Below are 21,150 nucleotides of genomic sequence, written 5' to 3'. Positions count from 1 at the left end.
GATTCCGTACGGAGCTGCCCGACCGGTTGGAGACAGCCGTGTGACGAACGCCTTGGCCAGGGTTTTCGGCGTCTCTCTGGGGTGAGTTGGGGCGAAATCGCCCGGTGGGACCGGCCTTGCGGAACCATCGCTCAGCATGGGGGTTTCTTCAAAATCTCCCTCGAAGAATGCAAGGAGCGACCATGCGCATGTTGACGATAGCTGTCGCGCTTTCCGGGGCGGTCACCATTCAGCCCGTCTACGCCCAAACTATCGGACCGCAGCTTCCCCAGGTGACGCCACCGCAGGGCGAAGCGCAGCCGGAGCTGGCGCCGCCCGATCCAGGCTCTGCCGGTTTGAATTTCACCGGCGTCGCCATTGTCGCCGTCGAGGATTTGCCGGACGAAATCAAGGCGCAGGCCGATGCCGTGATTAACCAGACCAGCGCCGAAGATTTGCTTCGCCTGCAAAGCTCCGTCGATGCCTCACCTCAGGCGACGTCGGCTTTGAGAGCGAATGGGCTCAATTCCTCGCAGGTTGTCGCTGCAAACATAGATGGCGATGGCACGCTGACGCTGATCATTCAGACGACGACTTGAGGCATCGAACCATACGCATCACTGAATCGACGAAATGCAGTCGCGGAGAGCAGCAATGGTCGAAGCCGCCGTTCGCAACTTCACCATCAATTTCGGGCCACAGCATCCCTCCGCCCATGGTGTTCTTCGGTTGGTGCTCGAACTGGACGGCGAGATCGTCGAGCGTGCCGATCCGCATATTGGCTTGCTCCATCGAGGCACCGAAAAACTCATAGAGCACAAGAACTATTTGCAAGCGCTGCCCTATTTCGATCGGCTCGACTACGTCGCGCCGATGAACCAGGAGCATGCGTTCTGCCTCGCCGCCGAAAAACTGCTCGACATAACAGTTCCAAAGCGTGGGCAGCTTGTCCGTGTTCTTTTTTGCGAAATTGGCCGGCTTCTGTCGCATCTCCTCAATGTCACGACCCAGGCCATGGATATCGGCGCCCTGACGCCGCCGCTTTGGGGATTTGCGGAGCGCGAGAAGCTGATGGTCTTTTACGAGCGCGCCTCCGGCGCTCGCATGCATGCGAATTACTTCAGAATCGGCGGCGTGCACCAGGATTTGCCTGCGAAGCTTCTCGACGACATCTGGGCTTTCTGCGATCCGTTCCTCAAAGTCTGTGACAACCTCGACGATCTGCTCACCGGCAGCCGCATCTTCAAGCAGCGCAATGTCGATGTTGGTGTGATCGGGCTGGATGATGCCTGGCGCTGGGGGTTTTCCGGCGTGATGGTACGCGGATCGGGCGCGGCATGGGATTTGCGCAAGGCACAGCCATACGAATGTTACCCTGACATGGATTTCGACATCCCCGTCGGCAAGAACGGAGACTGCTATGACCGTTATCTCGTCCGTATGGAGGAGATGCGCCAGTCGGTGCGGATCATGAAGCAATGCCTGGAAAAACTGCGGTCACCCGAAGGCCAGGGGCCGGTCGCGATTCCGAACCAGAAGATCACGCCGCCGCGGCGCGCCACGATGAAACGCTCTATGGAAGCGACCATCCAGCATTTCAAACTTTATACCGAGGGGCATCGCGTGCCGGCGGGAGAAGTCTACGCCGCGGTTGAAGCGCCAAAGGGAGAATTCGGCGTTTATCTGGTTTCTGACGGGGGCAACGTCCCTTACCGGTGCAAAATACGTGCGCCATCTTTCGCCCATCTGCAGGCGATGGATTTCCTGTCTCGAGGGCACATGATCGCCGACGTTGCCGCGATCATCGGGTCGCTCGACATCGTGTTTGGCGAGATAGATCGTTAGTCCTCGGGAGGTTGCGCGCTTGCCCCGCGATGCAGAAACTCCCGTCTCATGCGTGGACGGGAGGCTCTTCATTCTCGTCGGGGTTGGGCAGCGGAGTCTCGTCCGGAAGCGTTTCCGGTTCGGGTTCCTCGATCGGCTCCGGCTTCCATGTTGGAGGCGGCACGGGCATATCGCGATTTGGGTCTGGCTGTCTTGGCTGTGGCATCTAGCTATCTCCGTTCAGTCGGAACAACTCGTCCGCCGTGGCATGGTTCCTGGCAGAATCCAGCCATCGAGATCGTTGCGCCCTCAAGGCAGGCGCACGTTGGTCCGCCCACGGATGCCGGCGCAAAAGTTGCAGATCGTTCGGAACCGGTCGGATTTTCGAGCCGTTGTCGTCGAAATCGACCAAGGAGAAGTGTGATGAAGGACAAGTCAGGAGATATCGACCATACACTGCCGCAGGTCGCCATCGACGATCAGCAGGTGCGACAGCTGGCCGCCACGACCGATTTGCCGTCCAGGCAGGCACGCGAACTGGTGCGCCGTCACGGCAATGATCCCCGCAAGCTGGAAGAGTTGGCGAGGTCGATCAACGCCACCAACTGAGTCCAGGCCAATGGGCATCGACGGCGCAAGCCGTTGGCATCAGATTTCCAGCAAGGCGTAGGGGCGGCCGCCAGGCTTGGCCACATGCATGGCGACGTTGTAGACCTTGGCTCCGCCAGGCGTTTGGCCTTCGTAAGAACCGCGATGTGCATGACCATGCACGACAGCACTGACCTGGAATCGATCGATCGTTTCGGCCAGACGTGAAGAGCCCAGAAACGGAAATATTTCCAGCGGTTCTCCCGCGACGGTGTCGGCAATCGGCGCGTAGTGGAGGATCACGAGCGTGCGCTTGGCCCGCACCTGGCGCATCGCATTTTCAAGTCGCATTGCCTCGTTCACGCTTTCCGCGACCATCGTCTTGATCGCCGGTTCCCCGAATGAGCCGAGCATGCGTGACCCGAAGCCGCCTATGAATCCCTTCACGCCGACAAAACCGACCTCCTCGATTTCGACTGCCTGCCCGTCGAGGAGGTGAACATGCGCCTGCCGCAGGATCTTCGTGACGTCTTCCACCGCACCAGACTCGTAGTCATGGTTGCCGAGCACCGCCACAACCGGGATCGAGCAGTTGCGCAGATCCTCGGCCAGCATCTCCGCTTCACGAGGCTTCCCGAGATTGGTCAGATCTCCCGTGAGAACGAGAATGTCCGCTTCGCTCGATATCTCGCCGAAGAGGTCTCGATACGAGTTTTGCGCATCTTCCCGCACATGGAGATCCCCGACCGCGGCAACTTTGAGCGCGCGTGCGCCGTCCTTGGGCGCGCTGCTCTTGACGGGATCAGCCATCACGGAATTCTCCCACACCACCGACGCCGGCGAAGCCCCATTCCTTGACGTCGATCTCGTAGTCGGTTTGCGAAAGCAGCCGCCCACGGCAGATCTTCATCCTTGGAGACGGCAATTGCCGTTGCTTGGCGAGGCGGTCGAGCAATTCATCGAGCAACCACGCCGGGATATGATCCCGCTCGCTCGGATAGATCCATCTGAAATTGATAAGCTGCATCAACAGAACCTCCCAATGAACCTCCAGATAAGAAAGCAGCCGGTGCCAATCGATCTGATCGCCCGCCTTGAGAATCGTATGAGCGATATCGGCGCCGTCGTGTCGCCCTCTGTCCTGGATAAAGCATTTGGACCAGATGAGTTCGGTCGGGCCGATGATCCGCACCCTGCTGCCCAACAGCTCGGTTTGGCGGGCGTGTTCCAGCCACAGGTCGCCAACAGGCACCGTGCCGTTGGCCGAGCCGAAGATGACGTCGAAGAAATGCGTGCCCTTGAACACCTTGCCGAGCCACCGGTCGTCCTCGATTTCGACGGCATATCCAAGCTGCTTGAAATGGGCGAGGATCCGCGCGTAGTCGCCTGCCTTGCAGAAGATATCGAGGTCCTTGGTCTGGCGGGTGACACCCGTATAGGCGCTTACCGCGTAGGTCCCGGCGACCAGAAAGGGAATGTCGGTGGCGGCAAGCTCGCGGATTGCTTCGGTATAAAATACCTCCGCCTCGGCATTTTTGAGCGTCGGCGCCGCCTTTGCGTCAATCATGGGAAGCGAGACCAGAACGTTTTCAGGCAATGGGCCATTGGTCATGAAACGATGACTCCGAATCCGGCAACCGGCAGTCGCCCGCTGTGGTAACAACGTGAACCCCGCCTGGTTCCGCTACCGGGCGGCCAGCCAAAGGTTCATTCTCGTCACGTACTGGAATTTCGGGATCGCGCCTGCCGATCCAAGCCCGGCCCAACGTCATCGCCGGCGCGCAAGTCTCTATGTCGCCTCGGAATCGGCCCATGCCGCCGCCAATGTCCCATTGGCCCAAATTTGAAACACCCCGTGGGTGCTCGATCTCGATCGTTTTAGAGTTTATTGGGCTTACCCAATCGGGCACACAAAGCTGAAGCCGAGGCGCTTGATCTAACCGCAGCCGATCGGCGTGCGCCAAGCCACTATCAGGACCATCAAGGCATGACCCCCTCGCCTCCCTTTCTCGGCTTTCCCGACCGTCTGGCAGATAGCCGCGTGCCTCGTGCGGTGTTCTTCGGGGCCGGTCACGGCAGCACCTATCCCGGCAAGGACAGCAGCGGCTATGCCTTGGCCGCCAACGCCATCCGTGCTGCCAGCCAGGACGATGCCGCATTCGTCGAGCACTGGGATTTCGATCTTGGCGGCCCGCTGTTCGACGGCAAGCCGGCCTCTTGCATCGACGCCGGCGATATCTTGACCACCATGCATGACAATGCCGGCAACCGGGCGAGGATCGAGGCAAAAACGCGCGAGATCCTGACGTTGCCGGCTGTGCCGATCCTGATCGGCGGCGACTGTTCCATGACCATTCCCTTCCTCGCCGGCTTTGCAGAGCACGGGCCGGTCTGGGTCCTGCAGGTCGACGCCCATATAGACTGGCGCGACGAGGTTCATGGCGAACGCCACGGCTATTCGAGCCCGATGCGCAGGGCAAGCGAGATGCCGCATGTCGCCGGCATGGTGCAGGTCGGTCTGCGCAGCGTCGGCAGCGCGCGCATCGCCGAAATCGAAGCAGCCCGGCGCTATGGCAGCCGCTTCGTGACCGCCCGCGAGGTTCATGCCCAGGGCGTCGAAGCCGCGCTCCGGCATATTCCGGAAGGCGCGCGGGTCGTCGTCACCCTCGACTGCGACAGCCTTGATCCAAGCATCATGCCGGGCGTGGCGGCGCGTACACCCGGCGGTCTCACCTACACGCAGGTAATCGACCTGATCGCCGGCCTCGGCAGGCGGGCCAGGATCGCAGGGTTCGACCTTGTCGAGTTCTATCCTCCGGCCGATATTGACGGCCTGTCAGCGCTGACCGCCGCGCGCCTTCTCGTCAATGTGGTCGGCACCGTCGTCCGGCAGGTTTGATGTCAAAATCCCGCTCTTCGCCGCAGAGCGGCCCAAAAGCGCGTGAGCGAGCTTGCGGCTGAAATGCCCTTTTTGATACCTGGGTATTCGATCCTGCCTCGTCCGACCGGCTCGTCGCTCCAGACCAGGTTGAAAGCAATGCCCTTGAGCCCAAGCTCCCCGATCCGGCGTACGATCGTCTCCTGCAGATAAATATCGGATATTCGCACCCCGTCGGCACGCTCGGGCAGCTTGAATATCTCGGTACCGCCGATTGCGTCCGCTCGAAGGACGAGGCTTTCGATCACCATGACGCCGCCATCGTCAAAGCGAACGATCTTTGAACGTTCCTCGTCCAGCGCATCGATCACGGTGGTGACATTGAAGAGCGATATTGGCTCGTCAGCAGGAAGCGGCAGGAATTCACCGTACGGTTCGAGGGTTGGCCGAAGCAATTTCGACGCCCTCGCCCGCAGGATGAGCACATGCTCGCCAAGCCATGGAAAATCTGAATATTGCCGGAGCGTACCGTCGTCGTGTTCGCGCAGGATCTCCATCCTGGGCGGATGCCATTGTGTCTGCTTCCGGCCGCAGAGCGTCGAAAACAGCTGGTAGTCGTCCGCCTGCCGAGGAAGGACCCATTCCTGTCCTTCGATCACGCTCAGGACATAGATGTTCATCCGGTCCCCCGCACATCATCGCCTTGGTAGGTTCGGCCTGCTGCGCTGCTCTTCGCGCGCGTTCTCACCGCTGGTCCGCGACGGCCATTTGCGGCACCGGCGGCAATTCGGGTGCATTCATCCCTTTGAAAGGGTCACGCCAGGCGTCGATGTCTTCAAGTCGACGGTACCAGCGGCTGACAGAGGGATAATCGTCGAGCGGCAGTCTGGCGGCGTCGTTGAACGGTAGGAAGGTCGCCATTCGAAAATCGGCATAGGAAACCGAATTGCCGACCAGCCACTGCCGCTCGGCAAGCACGGCGTCGAGTATTGCCGCAGCCGTATGGAATTGGTTCAGGCCCTCCTCCACCCGCTTCTGATCGATCGGGCCGATGCCGTACCGCTGTTTCGTCCCACGTTCGAAATGCACCGTGTCGCAAGCGAGTGCGAAGTGCTCCTTGCCCCAGCTGAGCCACCGGATCATCTCGGGTTCGTCATCGCCGGTGCGCCAGAAATCCGAATGCGCGTGGCGCGACAGCCTGCAGGCTATGGCGTCTGCCTCCCAGAGGCTCTTTCCCTCATCATCCACAAGGATGGGCAGTGAGAGGTTGGGATTTAACCGGCGAAATTTCTCCATTTGCCCGGCAGCGAATGGCGAGGCGAATTCGAAGTCCAGTTTCGTTTCGAGATAGCGTGCGACCGCGACCGCCAATCGAGGATTGGGATTGCGGCTGAAGTACAGCTTCATTGGGCACCGACGATCTGGGCGACCACGCAATAGTCGATCATGAGCAGCCTCTATGCAGCTTCGAAGTCAGCCCAAGCGCCCATGTATCCCAATGGATTGGGCTCGCCTTTCATCATCGTTTTTCGCCAAGCTTCCTGCTCGGCATTCATCAGAACCAATTCCCAAACACAGGCAATAACAGGTCTCTTAACCGTGTCCATCGGTTCGGTTGCGGAATACAGCTTCCGATAGATGTGCTGACAAAGCACCGAACCCTGTATCCACCAGTGAGCTAAGATGGACACACCGAGCTCACCAGGATGAATGATCACAAAGCCCATGCCATTCTCGTCACCCTCGTCCGCCACACGCGGCAGAACCTCCTGTCGCACGAATGACTGCGCCAGAGTCGCCATGGGTTCGTCGATCTTTTTGTTGTCTGCGACGAGACCATAGACTTTGAGCTTGAGACCACCAATGTCCCATTGGCCCAAATTTGAAACACCACGTGGATGGTAGATCTCGATCGTTTCAGAATTCACTGAGCGCACTCCAATTGGCTATTGGCAGCAGCCGTACCTGATAGCTCATCACGCGACTTGCACCCGGCGCGATCAGCATCAGGCCTGGTTTGTCGACAAAATCACCATCGAAATCCACCGGGCTTGCAAGGCCGTGCCAGGGTTCGATGCAAAGGAACGGCGCGCCGCCCGGCTTTGACCAGACGCCCAACTCCCGAACCCCTTGCCAGGATATTTCCAGAGCCGGGCCACGCTCGGCGGCATAACGCACGCTGGAGCTTGCGGGCTGGTCCATGATCACCGCGTCCTCGTCGAACAACCGCTCGGAGAGCGGGAGTATGTTGCCTTCGACAGGCGTCGGCTGTGGCGTTTTCAGCAGCAGTCCGTCCTTAAGGCGGCGGATCGGCGCCGGCTCATCATCGGCAAAGATCAGCCGGTAGTCCGTCTTGGCCTGATCCGGCTGCAAGGGCCAATTGAATGCCGGGTGCGCCCCGATCGATGCCGGCAGGAGCTCATCACCAGTGTTGGTGATGTCGAAAGTCACATCAAGCTGCTGGCGGACCAGCGTGTAGGTCACTTCAAGCCGAAAGGCGAACGGATAGCGCGCCCGGGTGTCGACATCGTCGGTGAGCACCAGCGTGCAGGATCGCGGCCCCTTCCGCGCCCAGGCAAACGGCTTGTCGCGCGCGAACCCGTGCTGCGTCATTGGATAGGTCCGGCCGCGATGGCGCAGATGATCGCCCGCCAGCCGCCCTACGATCGGGAACAGCACCGGCGAGTGACGCCGCCATTCCGGCCCCGCCTGCCACAGGAATTCGAATCCGTGCGCATCTTGCAGCGAAATCAGTTCGGCGCCCTGCGCGACGATGGTCGCCGAGATACCGTCGCCATGAAGCGTTTGGCTGTCCTGTGCCACATTTCCTCGCGGGTCGTTGTTGAAGGCCGGCGCGGTGGGCAGACTAGCAAAAGCGCTTCGGGACTCAAGGTGCAGCCTGGTTCTGCAGGAACGAATTGTGGCCGGAGGATCTCCCTCCGGCCACCTCTCCGCATCAAGAGCAATAACCCTCGCTCTTGCCCACAGCGGATAGTCGTTATTCGCGTTCGCCGGTGAAATTCAGCAGCAGCTGGAAGATGTTGATGAAGTTCAGATAGAGCGAGAAGGCGCCGAAGACGGCAAGTTTCTGGCGCGATTCCGCGTCGAAATTCTCGGCATACTGTTCCTTGATCGTCTGCGTGTCCCAGGCGGTCAGGCCGATGAACACGGCGATGCCGATCACCGAGATGGCGAACTGCAGCGCGGTCGAGCCGAGGAAGATGTTGACGATGCTGGCGATCACCACGCCGATCAGGCCCATGATCAGGAACGACGAGAACTGCGTCAGGTCGCGCTTTGTCGTGTAGCCGTACAGGCTGGTGGCGCCGAACATGGTGGCTGCGATGAAGAAGGTGCGCGCGATGCTGGTTCCGGTGAACACCAGGAACACGGAGGCGAGCGAGAGGCCCATGACCGCGCAGAAGGCCCAGAACATCGCCTGGGCACTCGCCGCGGACATGGTCTGCATCTTGAACGAGAACAGCATGACGAAGGCGAGCGGTGCCAGCATCACCACCCATTTCAGCGGGCTGGAGAAGATCGGCACGTAGAGCGCCGGCGTCGATGAGATCATGAAGGCGACGAGGCCGGTGACCACCAGGCCGACACCCATGTAGTTGTAGACGCGCAGCATATGCTGGCGCAGGCCCTCGTCGAAGATGGCTCCGGTTTGGGCGCCGGCTCCGACGCGATATCCCAGATTGGGGGTGTTCATTTGCGTTCTCCTTTGTGGATCGATCAGTAGAGCGTCTTGGCGAGCGTCTCTGCGGCGCGGTCGAGGTCGTGGACCTCGCTTCGTCCGACCACCGCATAAGCCACATCGCCGATCTGGAAATAGGCCGATGAGATGTCGCCCGAGGGCGCGATCGTCGGCTTGACGACGTCGAAGGTTCCAGGCCGGATCGCAAACAGCGACACCAGCCCCATGTCTTTCGTCTCGACCGCCATCTCGACGCTCGGACCAAAGCGGGACGGATAGATCTGCACGTCGCGGACCTTCCAGTCCTTGGGCAGCGACGGCATGACGATGGCGGTCGCGGCGCGAATCTCGCCGGCGTTGTAATTGGGCGCCTCGGGCTGCGACGGCATGCTCTCGCGCACCAGCGTGGTCCTGTGGGCCCGCACTGCGTCGTCAACATAGGCGGGCGGCTGCGGCGAGGCGACGACCTTGGTCACCGACATCGGCCCGATGATACCGTTCGCCAGCCACCCGGCGGCGACGAAGACAGCAACCACCGCGGCGCGCTGCAGCACACCGAAGATGCGGCCGCGGGCAAGCCCCCTCTCCAGCCGCCGCGCGGCATCGGCGGTCGCGGGCCGTGCCATGCCTTTGGAGCCGGCAAGCGCCACGCGCAGTTCATCGCGGGTTCTGAGATCCGACATCACGCGCGCCGCCGCCTCCGGGCGAGCGGACAAGAATGCCTCCACCTCGATGCGGCGGGTGACGTCGATCTGGTCGTCGACATAGGCGTCGAGGTCGATATCCGTCACGGGATCGACAGTTGCGGTCATGAAGGGCCTCCAACGATCCTAAGGTGGTTTTTTGCCTTCGCCGGCTCCTCCATCTCGCGCAGTGCGGCGCGCGCCCTGCCGATGCGCGACATCAGCGTGCCGAGCGGCACGCCGCTGGCATCGGCGGCCTGCTGGTAGGAGAGGCCTTCGATAGCGACGAGGTGCAGCGCTGAACGCTGTTCTTCCGGCAGGCTGAAAAAAGCCTGGCGCACCTGCGCCAGGCGCACCGAATGTTCCTGTGGTGCCGGCGTGCTGCCGTCGGCCAGGTATCCAGCCTGTTCGACGCGCGACGCCTCGGACTTGCGGGACCGCATCCTGTCGATGAAGGTGTTGTGGACGATCGACAGCAGCCACGCGCGCAGGTTTCCGCCGGAGCGGAAGGTGCTGCGCCGCTCATAAGCGCGCACCAGCGCGTCATGGACAAGGTCCTCGGCGTCGGTGCTGTCGCGCGTCAGCGAGCGCGCATAGCGGCGCAGCGAACCGAGCTGTCCTATGATGTCAAAGCGTGGCATTGGCGGCTTCATGTCCTGTTTACGGAGCATGTGGGGATTTTAATCCCTGCCCTGCCAATTTTTTCCTTTGGAGGACATCGTTCGAATGCAACGATTGTTGCCGGCATCAATCTTATCATCGGCATCGCCACAATGTGCCATGCCCGGTGGATCGTGCCTACTTCACACGCCTCTTCTCCAGCTTCCGCGCCAGTGTCCGGCGGTGCATGCCGAGCCGTCGTGCCGTCTCGGAAATGTTGAAGTCGGCTTCCACCAGCGTCTCGTGGATGCGCTCCCATTCGAGGTTCTTTATCGAGGTTGGCCGCTCGGCGAGCGGTACCGAAGCATTGCCCTCGACCTGGCCGAAAGCCGCTTCAATGTCGTCTGTATTGGCGGGCTTGGCGAGATACTGGCAGGCGCCGAGCTTGATCGCCTCGACAGCGGTGGCGATGCTGGCAAAGCCGGTCAACACGACGATCCGCATTTCAGGATCGTGTTCGTGCAGCGCCCTGACGCACTCAAGGCCCGAGCCGCTGGCAAGCTTGAGATCGACGACGGCATATTGGAAGGCAACGGTGCCGATCAGCGCCTGCACGCCGTCGACGCTCCGGCAGCTATGCGTTTCGTAATCACGCCGTTCGAAAGACCGGCGCAGTGCGTTGGCAAAGGCGATGTCGTCCTCGACGATCAGCAGCGTGCGTTTAGTCGGCATTGTGCCCTCGCGGAGACAGAGCAGCCAGCGGCAGATGCAACGTAACCGAAGCTCCCCCTTCGGTTCTGTTTCTTACGGTGACGCTACCCCCCAGCTTGCGGATGACATTGACGACCAGAAACAGGCCGAGCCCGCTACCTGGCCGGTTCTTGGTCGACGTGTAGGGCTTGCCGAATTCAGCAAGCATGGTTTCTTCAAATCCCGGTCCCGCGTCGACAACTTCGATGATGAGATCGTCCGCGTGGCGGCTGACGATCAAACCGACCCATAGAGGCGACGCTTCAAGTGCGTTGTCCAGTACATTGAACATCACCTGTTTGAGCGCGGGATCGGAGACGATCTCCTGGTTGGCGCCGAAACGCCTGGTGTATTCGAAACCTTGCGGCAGCCGTGTCGACTTCCATTCGGCCACCAGCTCCGCCAGAAAGGCATCGACGGAGGTGCGAACCGTGCCTTCGCCGCGCAATTCGCCCGACGACATCAGGATTCCCGAAACGATCTTCTTACAACGGTCCAACTGGCCCTGCATCTCCCGGATTTCCTGCGCCAGATCCGGATCGGCCTCGAGAACCGGCATGCGCTGCCAGTCGTTGAGGATGACGGAAAGCGTAGCCAGCGGCGTGCCGAGCTCATGCGCGGCGCCAGAGGCGAGCAGGCCCATCCTGACGATGTGAGCCTCCTCCGCCGATTGCTGGCGCAAATCCGCAAGATGAGCGTCGCGGGTGCGAATGTTGTTCTGGACCCTGGTGATGAACAGCACCAGAAGCGTTGCCGCCAGGACGAAACAGATGAACATGCCCTGAATGTGCAGGCTGAACAGCCCGGCACCGTGTGCGGCGGGCAGGCTGATCTCACGGTAGAAGGTGGTCAGCGCGATGAAGCACGTGCTTGCAATGAGGACAAGCGCCCAGACCGACCATGTCTCCAGCAGTACCGCGCCCAGGATGACCTGGAGCAGGTAAAGCGAAATGAAGGGATTGGACGCGCCGCCGCTCAGGTAAAGCTGGACCGTCAACGCGGTGACGTCGAGCAGCAGTCCAAGAAACAGCTCGGTGTTGGTGATCGCGTCCTGGCTGCTGTGCCGGCGCAGGCTGGCGACGTTGAGAGCGATCAGCAGCAGGATCACCACTGCCATCGGCACCAGCGGCAGTCCGATGCCAAGCGCGTAGCGGACGAACAGGATCGTCACGATCTGACCGCCGACGGCGATCCAGCGCAGTTGGATCAGAAGCAGGAAATTCTGCTTGTTGGTCTTGTCGTGCAGCGTCATTGGGCCGGGAGGTCCCCAGCCCTGGCCAAGCAGGTCACTCAAGCGGGAGTCCGATCCAGGCGCTGGTTGAGCCGCAGCGCCAGCAGCGTGCATAGCGCTCCCGACAGCAGATAGGCGCCTGACGAGATCAGCCCGAAATGGGCGGACAGGAACAGGGCGACAATGGGGGCGAAGCCGGCGCCGAACAGCCAGGCGAGATCCGAGGTCAGCGCAGCACCTGTATAGCGGTAGTTCTTTGAAAAGTTCGAGGCGAGTGCTCCCGAAGACTGGCCGAACGACAGGCCGAGCAGGACGAAGCCCAACACCATGAAGACGGACTCTCCGACGAAGCCGCCATCGAGCAGCTGTGGCGCGAAACCGCTGAACACGGCAATGGCCACCGCCGAGCCTCCAAGCAAGGGCCAGCGCCCGACCCGGTCGGCAACGACGCCCGAGATCGCGATTGCCGCCAGGCCGAAGAAGGCTCCGATCGTCTCGATGACCAGGAACCGTGCCGGTCCCTCGCGCGTGAACAGGAATATCCAGGACAGAGGAAACACCGTCACCATGTGGAACAGGGCGAAGCTCGCCAGCGGCGCGAAAGCGCCGAGCACGACAGTGCGCCCTTCGGCGCGCAACGTCTCGCGGACGGAAGTCGGCTCCAGTTCCTGGCCTTCGAACAGTTTGGTGTATTCCGGCGTCACCACGATGCGCAGCCGCGCGAACAGGGCGACGACGTTGATGGCGAAGGCGACGAAGAACGGGTAGCGCCAACCCCAGCTGAAGAAGTCTTCAGCCGACAGGTTGCCGACGAAATATGCAAACAGGGCACTGGCGACGATGAGCCCGAGTGGCGCGCCCAGCTGCGGGATCATCGCATACCAGCCGCGACGCTTTTCGGGGGCATTCAACGCCAGCAGCGAGGCAAGTCCGTCCCATGTCCCGCCCAGCGCCAGTCCCTGACCGATCCGGAACATGGCCAGCAGCCAGGCCGAAGCCGGGCCGATCTGGTCGTAACCGGGCACGAAGGCGATCGACACGGTCGAGGTCCCCAGCAGGAACAGCGCGATGGTGAGCTTGGCGCTGCGTCCGTAGGCGCGGTCGAGCGCGGTGAAGATCGCCGTCCCGATCGGCCGCGCGATGAAGGCAAGCGCGAAGATGGCGAAGGAGTAGAGCGTGCCGGTCAACGGGTCGGCATAAGGAAATACGAGCTTGGGGAAAACGATGACGGAAGCGATCGCGTAGACGAAGAAGTCGAAGAATTCCGACGTCCTGCCGATGATGACGCCAACGGCGATTTCGCCGGGCTTCACCTCATGATGCCGCGCATTGATCCGTCTTGCGTCGGCTTCGATCTTCGAAGTTGGGCTCACAGCATTCTCCGTCGCCCCGCCGCGGTCTCATACGATCGCTTGCCATGTGCGCGGGCCAGATGCTTTGATGACGCCTGCCGCGTCATTGCGGCATTGGACAAATTGTCCAATGCCTTCATCGCCGCGGTACGGTTAGCACTGGGGGGAACAACCGACAGGTCATACATTGAGCCGTCTTCGTACCCTTTTCCTGCTGCCCCTGCTGGCATCGCTCGGCTCCTGCAGCATGGTCGTCCTGAACCCTGCCGGCGACGTCGCCGAGCAGCAGCGCGACCTGCTGATGGTGTCCACGGCACTGATGCTGATCGTCATCATACCGGTGATGGCTCTCACCATATTCTTTGCCTGGCGATACCGCCAGTCCAACCGCGAGGCGCGCTACGAGCCGGATTGGGACCACTCGACCCATCTCGAACTCGTCATTTGGGCTGTGCCGCTTCTGATCATCATCTGCCTGGGCGCGGTGACCTGGATGGGCACCCATCTGCTCGACCCCTATCGTCCGATCGGACGTGTAGCGGCCGGCAAGCCGCTGCCGCCGGACGTGCGCCCGCTTGAGGTCGAAGTCGTCGCGCTCGACTGGAAATGGCTGTTCATCTATCCGGAATACGGCGTCGCCGTGGTCAACGAACTGGCTGCGCCGGTCGACCGGCCGATCAGCTTTCGCATCACCTCCGCATCGGTGATGAACTCCTTCTACATTCCAGCACTGGCCGGCCAGATCTATGCGATGCCGGGTATGGAAACCAGGCTGCATGCCGTCATCAACAAGTCCGGCGACTATGAAGGGTTCTCTGCCAATTACAGCGGCGCCGGCTTCTCGGGAATGCGCTTCGCGTTCCACGGCCTCGACGATGCCGGTTTCCAGGCATGGATCGCGAAGGCAAAGGACAGCGGCGGCAAGCTCGACCGAAACGGCTATCTGGAGCTCGAACAGCCCAGCGAGAACCAACCCGTGCGCCACTATGCGGCGGTGGATAGCGATCTCTACAAGGCGATCCTCAATATGTGCGTCGAGCCCGGCAAGATGTGCATGAGCGAGATGTCGCAGATCGATGCCAAGGGCGGTCTGGGAATGGCCGGCATCCGCAACACGCTTCCGCTGCTGTATGACAAGTTCGCCCGGCGCGGCACGATATTCGGCCCTGCCCCATCCTATGTCGCCAGCATATGCACGACCGAAGAAGCACTGGCCGCTTCGAAGGCTGATCAATCCGCCACGCCGATGACCTCGACGCCGATAGTCGGCGCTGGTCTGCAACGGCCACTGCCCCTGTCGATCCGACTGCCGTCACCTTCCGCAACCGGCACGCTTCGGTCGCCCTTCAACTCCTGAGGCGCCACGCAAGACATGTTCGACAATCCTGCTCTTCTCAAGGCGATCTTCGGCCGGCTTACGCTCGAGTCGCTGCCGCTGCACGAGCCCATCGTGGTCGCGACCTTCATAGTCGTCGCGCTGGGCGGCATCGCCCTCGTCGGCGCGCTGACCTATTTCAAGCTCTGGGGCTATCTGTGGCGCGAATGGTTCACCAGCGTCGACCACAAGCGCATCGGTGTGATGTACATGGTGCTCGGCATCGTCATGCTGCTGCGCGGCTTCAGCGACGCCATCATGATGCGGCTCCAGCAGGCGATGGCCTTCGGCGGTTCGGAAGGCTATCTCAATTCGCATCATTATGACCAGATCTTCACCGCGCACGGCGTCATCATGATCTTCTTCGTGGCGATGCCGCTGGTGACGGGCCTGATGAATTTCGTCGTCCCGCTGCAGATCGGCGCGCGCGACGTGTCGTTTCCGTTCCTCAACAATTTCAGCTTCTGGATGACGGTCGGCGGCGCGGTCATCGTCATGATGTCGCTGTTCGTCGGCGAATTCGCGCGCACCGGCTGGCTCGCCTACCCGCCGCTGTCGGGTATCGGCTACAGTCCCGATGTCGGTGTCGATTATTATATCTGGGCGCTGCAAGTGGCGGGCGTCGGCACGCTGCTGTCGGGCGTGAACCTGGTCTGCACCATCGTCAAGATGCGCGCGCCTGGCATGACCATGATGAGAATGCCGATCTTCACCTGGACCGCGCTCTGCACAAATGTGCTCATCGTCGCCGCCTTCCCGGTGCTGACGGCGGTGCTGGCCCTGCTGGCTCTCGACCGCTATGTCGGCACCAACTTCTTCACGAACGACTTCGGCGGCAATCCGATGATGTACGTGAACCTGATCTGGATCTGGGGCCACCCCGAGGTCTACATCCTGATCCTGCCGGCCTTCGGCATATTTTCCGAAGTGACCTCGGCCTTCTGCGGCAAGCGGCTCTTTGGCTATACCTCGATGGTCTACGCAACCATCGTCATCACCATCCTGTCCTATCTCGTCTGGCTGCATCACTTTTTCACCATGGGGTCGGGAGCGAGCGTCAACTCGTTCTTCGGCATCACCACGATGATCATTTCGATCCCGACAGGCGCCAAGATATTCAACTGGCTGTTCACCATGTACCGCGGCCGCATCCGCTTCGAACTGCCGATGATGTGGACAGTCGCCTTCATGCTGACCTTCACTGTCGGCGGCATGACCGGCGTGCTGCTCGCGGTTCCGCCGGCCGACTTCGTGCTCCACAACAGCCTGTTCCTGGTCGCGCATTTCCACAACGTCATCATCGGCGGCGTGCTGTTCGGCCTGTTTGCCGGCATCAGCTACTGGTTCCCCAAGGCATTCGGCTTCCGGCTCGATCCGTTCTGGGGAAAGATGTCCTTCTGGTTCTGGGTGGTCGGCTTCTGGTTCGCCTTCATGCCGCTGTACATCCTCGGCCTGATGGGCGTAACGCGCCGGCTACGCACCTTCGAGGATCCCTCGCTGCAGATCTGGTTCATCATCGCCGCTTTTGGCGCCTTCCTGATCCTGCTTGGTATCCTGTCCTTCCTCATCCAGATCTTCGTCAGCGTGCGCCGGCGCGAGCAGCTTCGCGACGACACCGGTGATCCGTGGGACGGGCGTACACTCGAATGGGCAACCTCGTCGCCGCCCCCGGCCTACAATTTCGCCTTTACGCCGGTCGTCCACGATCTCGACACCTGGGCGGACATGAAGAATCGCGGTTACCAGCGTCCGTTGACGGGCTTCCACGACATCCACATGCCGCGCAACACCGGAGCCGGCGTCATTCTGGCTGGGTTGAGCGTGGTGCTTGCCGTGGCGCTCATCTGGTACATCTGGTGGCTGGCGATCGTCAGCTTCGTTGCTCTGATCGGCTACGCCATCGCGCATACCTTCAATTACGACCGGGACTTCCACATTCCGTCCAGCGACGTCACCCGCGTCGAGGACGAGCGGACACGCCTGCTCGCAGCCACCAGCCAGGCGGGATGAGCACCATGGCACACGCCGACACGGTGATCGACGACACGATCTTCCACCTGGAAGACGACCACGGCCATGCCGAGAGCGGCAGCAGCACCATGCTCGGCTTCTGGATCTACCTGATGAGCGACTGCCTCATCTTTGCGATGCTGTTTGCAGTTTACGGCGTGCTCGGTGGCAACTACGCCGCCGGGCCCGCGCCGAAGGACCTGTTCGATCTTCCGCTGGTCGCGCTCAACACCACCATGCTGCTCCTGTCCTCCATCACCTACGGCTTCGCGATGCTGGAGATGGCGAAAGGGCGAGTGAGGCCGATGCAGGTGTGGCTGGTGATCACCGGCCTGTTCGGCCTCGCCTTTCTCGGCATCGAACTCTACGAATTCGCCCATTTCATCCACGAGGGGGCGACGCCGCAGCGCAGCGGCTTTCTTTCGTCGTTCTTCACGCTGGTCGGAACACATGGCCTGCACGTCACCTTCGGCCTGGTCTGGCTGGTGGTGCTGATGGTGCAGGTCTCCAGGCATGGGCTGATCGCCGCGAACCAGCGGCGCCTGATGTGCCTGAGCATGTTCTGGCACTTCCTCGACGTCATCTGGATCGGCGTCTTCACCTTCGTTTATCTGATGGGAATGTTGCGATGAGCGCCGGGCACCAAACAGACACCAGCAACCACAGCCACGCGCATCACGGCGTCAATCACGGCTCGCTGGCCGGCTATCTGACAGGCTTCGGCCTGTGCGTCGTGCTGACCGCCGTTCCCTTCTGGCTGGTCATGACCAACGCGCTCGGCAATCAGATGGCGTCGGCGATTGCCATCATGGCCTTCGCCGTCGTGCAAATCATCGTCCACATAGTGTTCTTCCTGCATATGAACACCAGGTCGGAGAGCGGCTGGACCATGATGGCGCTGATCTTCACCCTCATCCTGGTGATGATCGCGCTGACGGGCTCGCTCTGGGTCATGTACCATCTGAACGTCAACATGATGCCCGGCCATGACATGAGTCAGATACCCTGAGAGCGGGACCTGGCTTTGGACGAACAGGCGCGGACGACACCGCATCCGACTACAGGCGACGGCCAAAGGGTTACGCGTTCGAGATGGACGCTATTGATGCTTTGCCTTTGCGGAGCCATCGGCATCGCAGGGTTCTCGGCGCTCGGTATCTGGCAGCTGGAGCGCCGCGTCTGGAAGCTCGACCTGATCGAGCGTGTCGATCAGCGTCTCAAGGCAGTACCGGTGGCCGCCCCGGCGCCTTCGGCCTGGCCAGCGATCAACGCCAGGGATGACGAGTATCGCCGCCTCGTCGTCACGGGCCGGTTTCTCGGTGATCGCGAGACCCTGGTCCAGGCGGTCACCGATCTCGGCGGTGGCTTCTGGGTAATGGCGCCGTTCCGAGCGGATGATGGCTTCACGATTCTGGTGAACAGGGGCTTCGTGCCGACGGACAAGCGCGATCCGGCAACCCGCTTCGCAGGCAAGCCCTCGGGCGATCACACCGGAATTCACGGCCTGTTGCGCATCAGCGAACCGAAAGGCGGCTTCCTGCGCACCAACGATCCGGCTGCCAACCGCTGGTATTCGCGCGATGTACAGGCGATCGCCGCCAAGCAAGGCGTCGGGCAGGTCGCTCCTTATTTCATCGATGCCGATGCCACGCCCAATCCGGGAGGGTGGCCGGTCGGCGGCCTGACGGTCGTTTCGTTCCACAACAACCATCTGGTCTATGCCCTGACATGGTTCGGGCTGGCCTTGATGGTGCTGGGCGCGGTCGCCTGTCTGTTGCGGCAGGCTGTGAAAGACAGGCCCGGCGGGGGCTGACCGCTGGCCGAGGCAAAGCCGAAATTACACACGGAAGCGCTCATGCCGGCGCAGAGGATGGCGTGATCGCTCTGCTCGTGCCGGCTGGTCATTTCCGACGCGCATCAATGGGTTTCCCCTCAACCCTTATCCATGAGCGCGCAGGGCAGGCTTCCCAGCCGTCTCGGGCTGGAGCACCTAGCTAAAACCGCTGGCGAAACGCGACCGATTTGCGTATCACTCCGCCGCCATTGGAGCCCTATCGATGTTTGAGACCCTGCAGCCCGCCCCCGCCGACAAGATCCTCGCCCTGATCGGCCTTTATCGCGCCGACCCGCGTCCCGACAAAGTCGACCTCGGCGTCGGCGTCTACAAGGATCGCGACGGCAAGACGCCGGTTATGCGCGCCGTGCGCGAGGCGGAAAAGCGCCTGCTGCAGGCCCAGGACACCAAGACCTATCTCGGCCTTGCCGGCGATACCGGCTTCAACACGGTGATGGCCAAGCTCGCCTTCGGTCCGGGCGCCGACATGACGCGCATCCGCGCCGCACAGGCGCCTGGCGGCTCCGGCGCGCTGCGGCTGGTGGCGGAATTGCTGAAGCGGACGCGTTCGGACGCAACCATCTGGCTGTCGGACCCGACCTGGCCGAACCACATGCCGGTGATGCGCGCCGCCGGCCTGCAGATCCGTGAATACCCGTATTTCGACGCCGCGTCGGGTGCTGTTCGCTTCGACGACATGCTGGCGGCCCTGCGGACCGCAAAGAGCGGCGACGTCGTGCTGCTGCATGGCTGCTGCCACAACCCAACCGGCGCCAATCTGGATGCGGCACAGTGGGCAGCCGTTACCGATCTGGTCGTCGAGCGCGCGCTGCTGCCGTTCGTCGACATCGCTTATCAGGGCTTTGGCGATGGCCTTGAGGCCGACGCCCTCGGCTTGCGCCTGCTGGCGGCGAAAGTTCCGGAAATGGTCGTCGCGTCGAGCTGTTCGAAGAATTTCGCCGTCTACCGCGACCGCGTCGGCGCAGCAATGATCCTGGCCAAGGACGGCGCACAGGCAGATGTGGCGATGAGCCAGATGCTGTCGGCGGCGCGCGCCATGTATTCGATGCCGCCGGACCACGGGGCAGCAGCCGTACGCATCGTGCTGGAGGACGCCGCCTTGCGTGCAGACTGGGAAGCCGAGCTTGAAGAGATGCGGCTGCGCATGCTGAGACTCCGTGTCCAGTTCGCCGAAGCCCTGCGCCGGCAATCCAATTCCGACCGCTTCGATTTCGTCGCCAGCCATCGCGGCATGTTCTCCCGCCTTGGCCTCACCGAAGCGCAAGTCGAACGGCTGCGCGCCGAGCACGGCGTCTACATGGTCGGCGACAGCCGCATCAATGTCGCCGGCCTGCCCGAGGACGGCATGGACGAGCTCGCCAAGGCGATCGTTTCTGTGCTCGACTGACGTGGCTCGCCTGTGGACAAGGCACTCTCGCCGGCTGACAGCGTTGGCCGCGCGGCCGGCCGCGCGATAGCATCAGCCCTATGACGCCATCGAAAGACATTTCGCGCCTGATCGAGATCATGGCGGCGCTGCGGGCGCCGAAGACCGGCTGTCCCTGGGATATCGAACAGGATTTCTCGACCATCGCGCCCTACACGATCGAAGAGGCCTATGAGGTCGCGGATGCCATCGCGCGCGGCGACCTCGACGATCTGCGCGACGAACTCGGCGATCTGCTGCTGCAGGTCGTCTACCACGCGCAAATGGCCGAGGAGGCCGGCGAGTTTGCCTTCCCCGATGTGGTGCAAGCCATCACGACGAAAATGATCCGACGCCATCCGCATGTCTTCGGCGACGAAAAGGCCCGCAGCGCCGGCATGGCCAAGGGCATGTGGGAAAAGATCAAGGCAGAAGAGAAGGCAGAGAAACGAAGCGCCCGCCTCGCGCGCGGTCTCGATCCCGAAGACAATGGCAAGGGGTTTCTGGACAGCGTGCCGGTCGCCCTGCCCGCGCTGACCCGGGCGCTGAAACTTCAGGAGAAGGCCGCCCGCGTCGGCTTCGACTGGAGCGAGGCAGCACCCATCCTCGACAAGATCGAGGAAGAGATCGGCGAATTGCGCGAGGCGCTGGCCAAGGGCGACACCGCCTCGATCAAGGACGAGTTCGGCGACATGCTGTTTGCCGTCGTCAATCTCGGTCGCCATCTTAAGCTCGATTCGGAAGCAGCGCTGAGCGGCACCAACGAGAAATTCCGCTCACGTTTCCATTATGTCGAGCAGGCTTTGGAGAAAGCCGGCAACACGCTGGACAAGGCTGATCTGGCCGAGATGGAAGCGCTCTGGCAGGAAGCAAAGACCGCGAAGTAGTCTCTCTTTTCGGGCAACTCCCGACGGAAACCG

At 61.7% G+C, this 21,150-nt stretch carries 23 protein-coding genes; 11 read left to right on the top strand and 12 right to left on the bottom strand.

The annotated features are described in order from the left end of the window. The first annotated feature begins 116 nt into the window (after positions 1-116). The 3 genes from RPF88_RS06975 (at position 117) to RPF88_RS06965 (ending at position 2,412) form a co-directional block, all read left to right on the top strand. Positions 117-578: a hypothetical protein gene (locus RPF88_RS06975; protein WP_244514301.1), complete on the top strand. Its 462-nt coding sequence runs from the start codon at positions 117-119 to the stop codon at positions 576-578. 55 nt (positions 579-633) lie between these two features. Then, positions 634-1,824, top strand: a complete 1,191-nt coding sequence (locus RPF88_RS06970; RefSeq protein WP_013531522.1) for an NADH-quinone oxidoreductase subunit D — start codon at positions 634-636, stop codon at positions 1,822-1,824. 402 nt (positions 1,825-2,226) lie between these two features. Then, entirely contained in the window at positions 2,227-2,412 is a 186-nt protein-coding gene (locus RPF88_RS06965) for a hypothetical protein (protein WP_013531520.1), read from the top strand. A 39-nt stretch (positions 2,413-2,451) separates the two neighbouring features. Here RPF88_RS06965 and RPF88_RS06960 read toward each other — a convergent pair whose 3' ends face one another. Together RPF88_RS06960 and RPF88_RS06955 are read right to left on the bottom strand one after the other, a co-directional pair. Then, positions 2,452-3,201, bottom strand: a complete 750-nt coding sequence (locus tag RPF88_RS06960) for a metallophosphoesterase family protein (protein WP_337122049.1) — start codon at positions 3,199-3,201, stop codon at positions 2,452-2,454. Further along, positions 3,194-4,003 carry a nucleotidyltransferase family protein gene (locus tag RPF88_RS06955; protein WP_063168036.1) on the bottom strand — a complete coding sequence of 270 codons (810 nt, stop codon included), beginning with the start codon at positions 4,001-4,003 and terminating at the stop codon, positions 3,194-3,196. Before RPF88_RS06955 ends, RPF88_RS06960 begins: the two co-directional genes overlap by 8 nt. A gap of 375 nt (positions 4,004-4,378) precedes the next feature. Here RPF88_RS06955 and RPF88_RS06950 point away from each other — a divergent pair, with 375 nt between their 5' ends. Then, on the top strand, positions 4,379-5,290 hold the full coding sequence (locus RPF88_RS06950) for an agmatinase (protein ID WP_337122048.1): 912 nt from the start codon (positions 4,379-4,381) through the stop codon (positions 5,288-5,290). 2 nt (positions 5,291-5,292) lie between these two features. Here the strand turns inward: RPF88_RS06950 and RPF88_RS06945 are convergent, their stop codons facing one another. The 10 genes from RPF88_RS06945 to RPF88_RS06900 all read right to left on the bottom strand — a co-directional run bounded on the left by RPF88_RS06945 (position 5,293) and on the right by RPF88_RS06900 (position 13,606). Beyond that, entirely contained in the window at positions 5,293-5,949 is a 657-nt protein-coding gene (locus RPF88_RS06945) for an imm11 family protein (RefSeq protein ID WP_337122047.1), read from the bottom strand. Positions 5,950-6,013: 64 nt separating this feature from the next. Further along, positions 6,014-6,676, bottom strand: a complete 663-nt coding sequence (locus RPF88_RS06940) for a glutathione S-transferase family protein (RefSeq protein ID WP_337122046.1) — start codon at positions 6,674-6,676, stop codon at positions 6,014-6,016. A gap of 50 nt (positions 6,677-6,726) precedes the next feature. After that, positions 6,727-7,197: a hypothetical protein gene (locus tag RPF88_RS06935; protein WP_337122045.1), complete on the bottom strand. Its 471-nt coding sequence runs from the start codon at positions 7,195-7,197 to the stop codon at positions 6,727-6,729. After that, positions 7,187-8,092 carry an aldose 1-epimerase family protein gene (locus RPF88_RS06930; RefSeq protein WP_337122044.1) on the bottom strand — a complete coding sequence of 302 codons (906 nt, stop codon included), beginning with the start codon at positions 8,090-8,092 and terminating at the stop codon, positions 7,187-7,189. Before RPF88_RS06930 ends, RPF88_RS06935 begins: the two co-directional genes overlap by 11 nt. Positions 8,093-8,267: 175 nt before the next feature. Then, the gene (locus RPF88_RS06925) at positions 8,268-8,984 is read right to left on the bottom strand and encodes a Bax inhibitor-1/YccA family protein (RefSeq protein WP_023812012.1); all 717 of its coding nucleotides are present in this window, start codon (positions 8,982-8,984) and stop codon (positions 8,268-8,270) included. 23 nt (positions 8,985-9,007) lie between these two features. Then, positions 9,008-9,781, bottom strand: coding sequence for an anti-sigma factor family protein (locus RPF88_RS06920; protein WP_013531511.1), 774 nt, complete (start codon positions 9,779-9,781; stop codon positions 9,008-9,010). Further along, entirely contained in the window at positions 9,778-10,293 is a 516-nt protein-coding gene (locus tag RPF88_RS06915) for a sigma-70 family RNA polymerase sigma factor (RefSeq protein WP_224674198.1), read from the bottom strand. Before RPF88_RS06915 ends, RPF88_RS06920 begins: the two co-directional genes overlap by 4 nt. A gap of 157 nt (positions 10,294-10,450) precedes the next feature. After that, on the bottom strand, positions 10,451-10,984 hold the full coding sequence (locus RPF88_RS06910) for a response regulator transcription factor (protein ID WP_024505205.1): 534 nt from the start codon (positions 10,982-10,984) through the stop codon (positions 10,451-10,453). After that, the gene (locus tag RPF88_RS06905) at positions 10,974-12,254 is read right to left on the bottom strand and encodes an ATP-binding protein (protein ID WP_337123856.1); all 1,281 of its coding nucleotides are present in this window, start codon (positions 12,252-12,254) and stop codon (positions 10,974-10,976) included. The genes RPF88_RS06910 and RPF88_RS06905 overlap by 11 nt, the downstream gene beginning before the upstream one ends. Before the next feature lie 38 nt (positions 12,255-12,292). After that, positions 12,293-13,606 carry an MFS transporter gene (locus RPF88_RS06900; protein WP_024505203.1) on the bottom strand — a complete coding sequence of 438 codons (1,314 nt, stop codon included), beginning with the start codon at positions 13,604-13,606 and terminating at the stop codon, positions 12,293-12,295. A 166-nt stretch (positions 13,607-13,772) separates the two neighbouring features. On the opposite strand from RPF88_RS06900, the gene cyoA reads away from it, so the two are divergent. The 7 genes from cyoA to mazG all read left to right on the top strand — a co-directional run bounded on the left by cyoA (position 13,773) and on the right by mazG (position 21,117). Beyond that, positions 13,773-14,942, top strand: coding sequence for a ubiquinol oxidase subunit II (gene cyoA, locus RPF88_RS06895; RefSeq protein WP_027163479.1), 1,170 nt, complete (start codon positions 13,773-13,775; stop codon positions 14,940-14,942). Positions 14,943-14,957: 15 nt separating this feature from the next. Next, on the top strand, positions 14,958-16,970 hold the full coding sequence (cyoB, locus tag RPF88_RS06890; protein WP_024505201.1) for a cytochrome o ubiquinol oxidase subunit I: 2,013 nt from the start codon (positions 14,958-14,960) through the stop codon (positions 16,968-16,970). A 5-nt stretch (positions 16,971-16,975) separates the two neighbouring features. Then, positions 16,976-17,602, top strand: coding sequence for a cytochrome o ubiquinol oxidase subunit III (cyoC, locus tag RPF88_RS06885; protein ID WP_013531504.1), 627 nt, complete (start codon positions 16,976-16,978; stop codon positions 17,600-17,602). After that, positions 17,599-17,979, top strand: coding sequence for a cytochrome o ubiquinol oxidase subunit IV (gene cyoD / locus RPF88_RS06880; RefSeq protein WP_337122036.1), 381 nt, complete (start codon positions 17,599-17,601; stop codon positions 17,977-17,979). The genes cyoC and cyoD overlap by 4 nt, the downstream gene beginning before the upstream one ends. A 96-nt stretch (positions 17,980-18,075) precedes the next feature. Further along, positions 18,076-18,783, top strand: coding sequence for an SURF1 family protein (locus RPF88_RS06875; RefSeq protein ID WP_032899651.1), 708 nt, complete (start codon positions 18,076-18,078; stop codon positions 18,781-18,783). Positions 18,784-19,027: 244 nt separating this feature from the next. Beyond that, on the top strand, positions 19,028-20,212 hold the full coding sequence (locus RPF88_RS06870) for an amino acid aminotransferase (RefSeq protein ID WP_024505198.1): 1,185 nt from the start codon (positions 19,028-19,030) through the stop codon (positions 20,210-20,212). Between the two features lie 80 nt (positions 20,213-20,292). Beyond that, a complete protein-coding gene (gene mazG / locus RPF88_RS06865; RefSeq protein WP_013531500.1) occupies positions 20,293-21,117 on the top strand; it encodes a nucleoside triphosphate pyrophosphohydrolase in 825 nt (274 codons plus the stop codon). Positions 21,118-21,150 lie beyond the last annotated feature (33 nt).

The sequence above is a fragment of the Mesorhizobium sp. ISC11 genome (genome assembly GCF_037162595.1).
GTDB classification, from domain to species: domain Bacteria; phylum Pseudomonadota; class Alphaproteobacteria; order Rhizobiales; family Rhizobiaceae; genus Mesorhizobium; species Mesorhizobium ciceri.
This window is presented reverse-complemented; position numbering and strand designations above follow the sequence as displayed.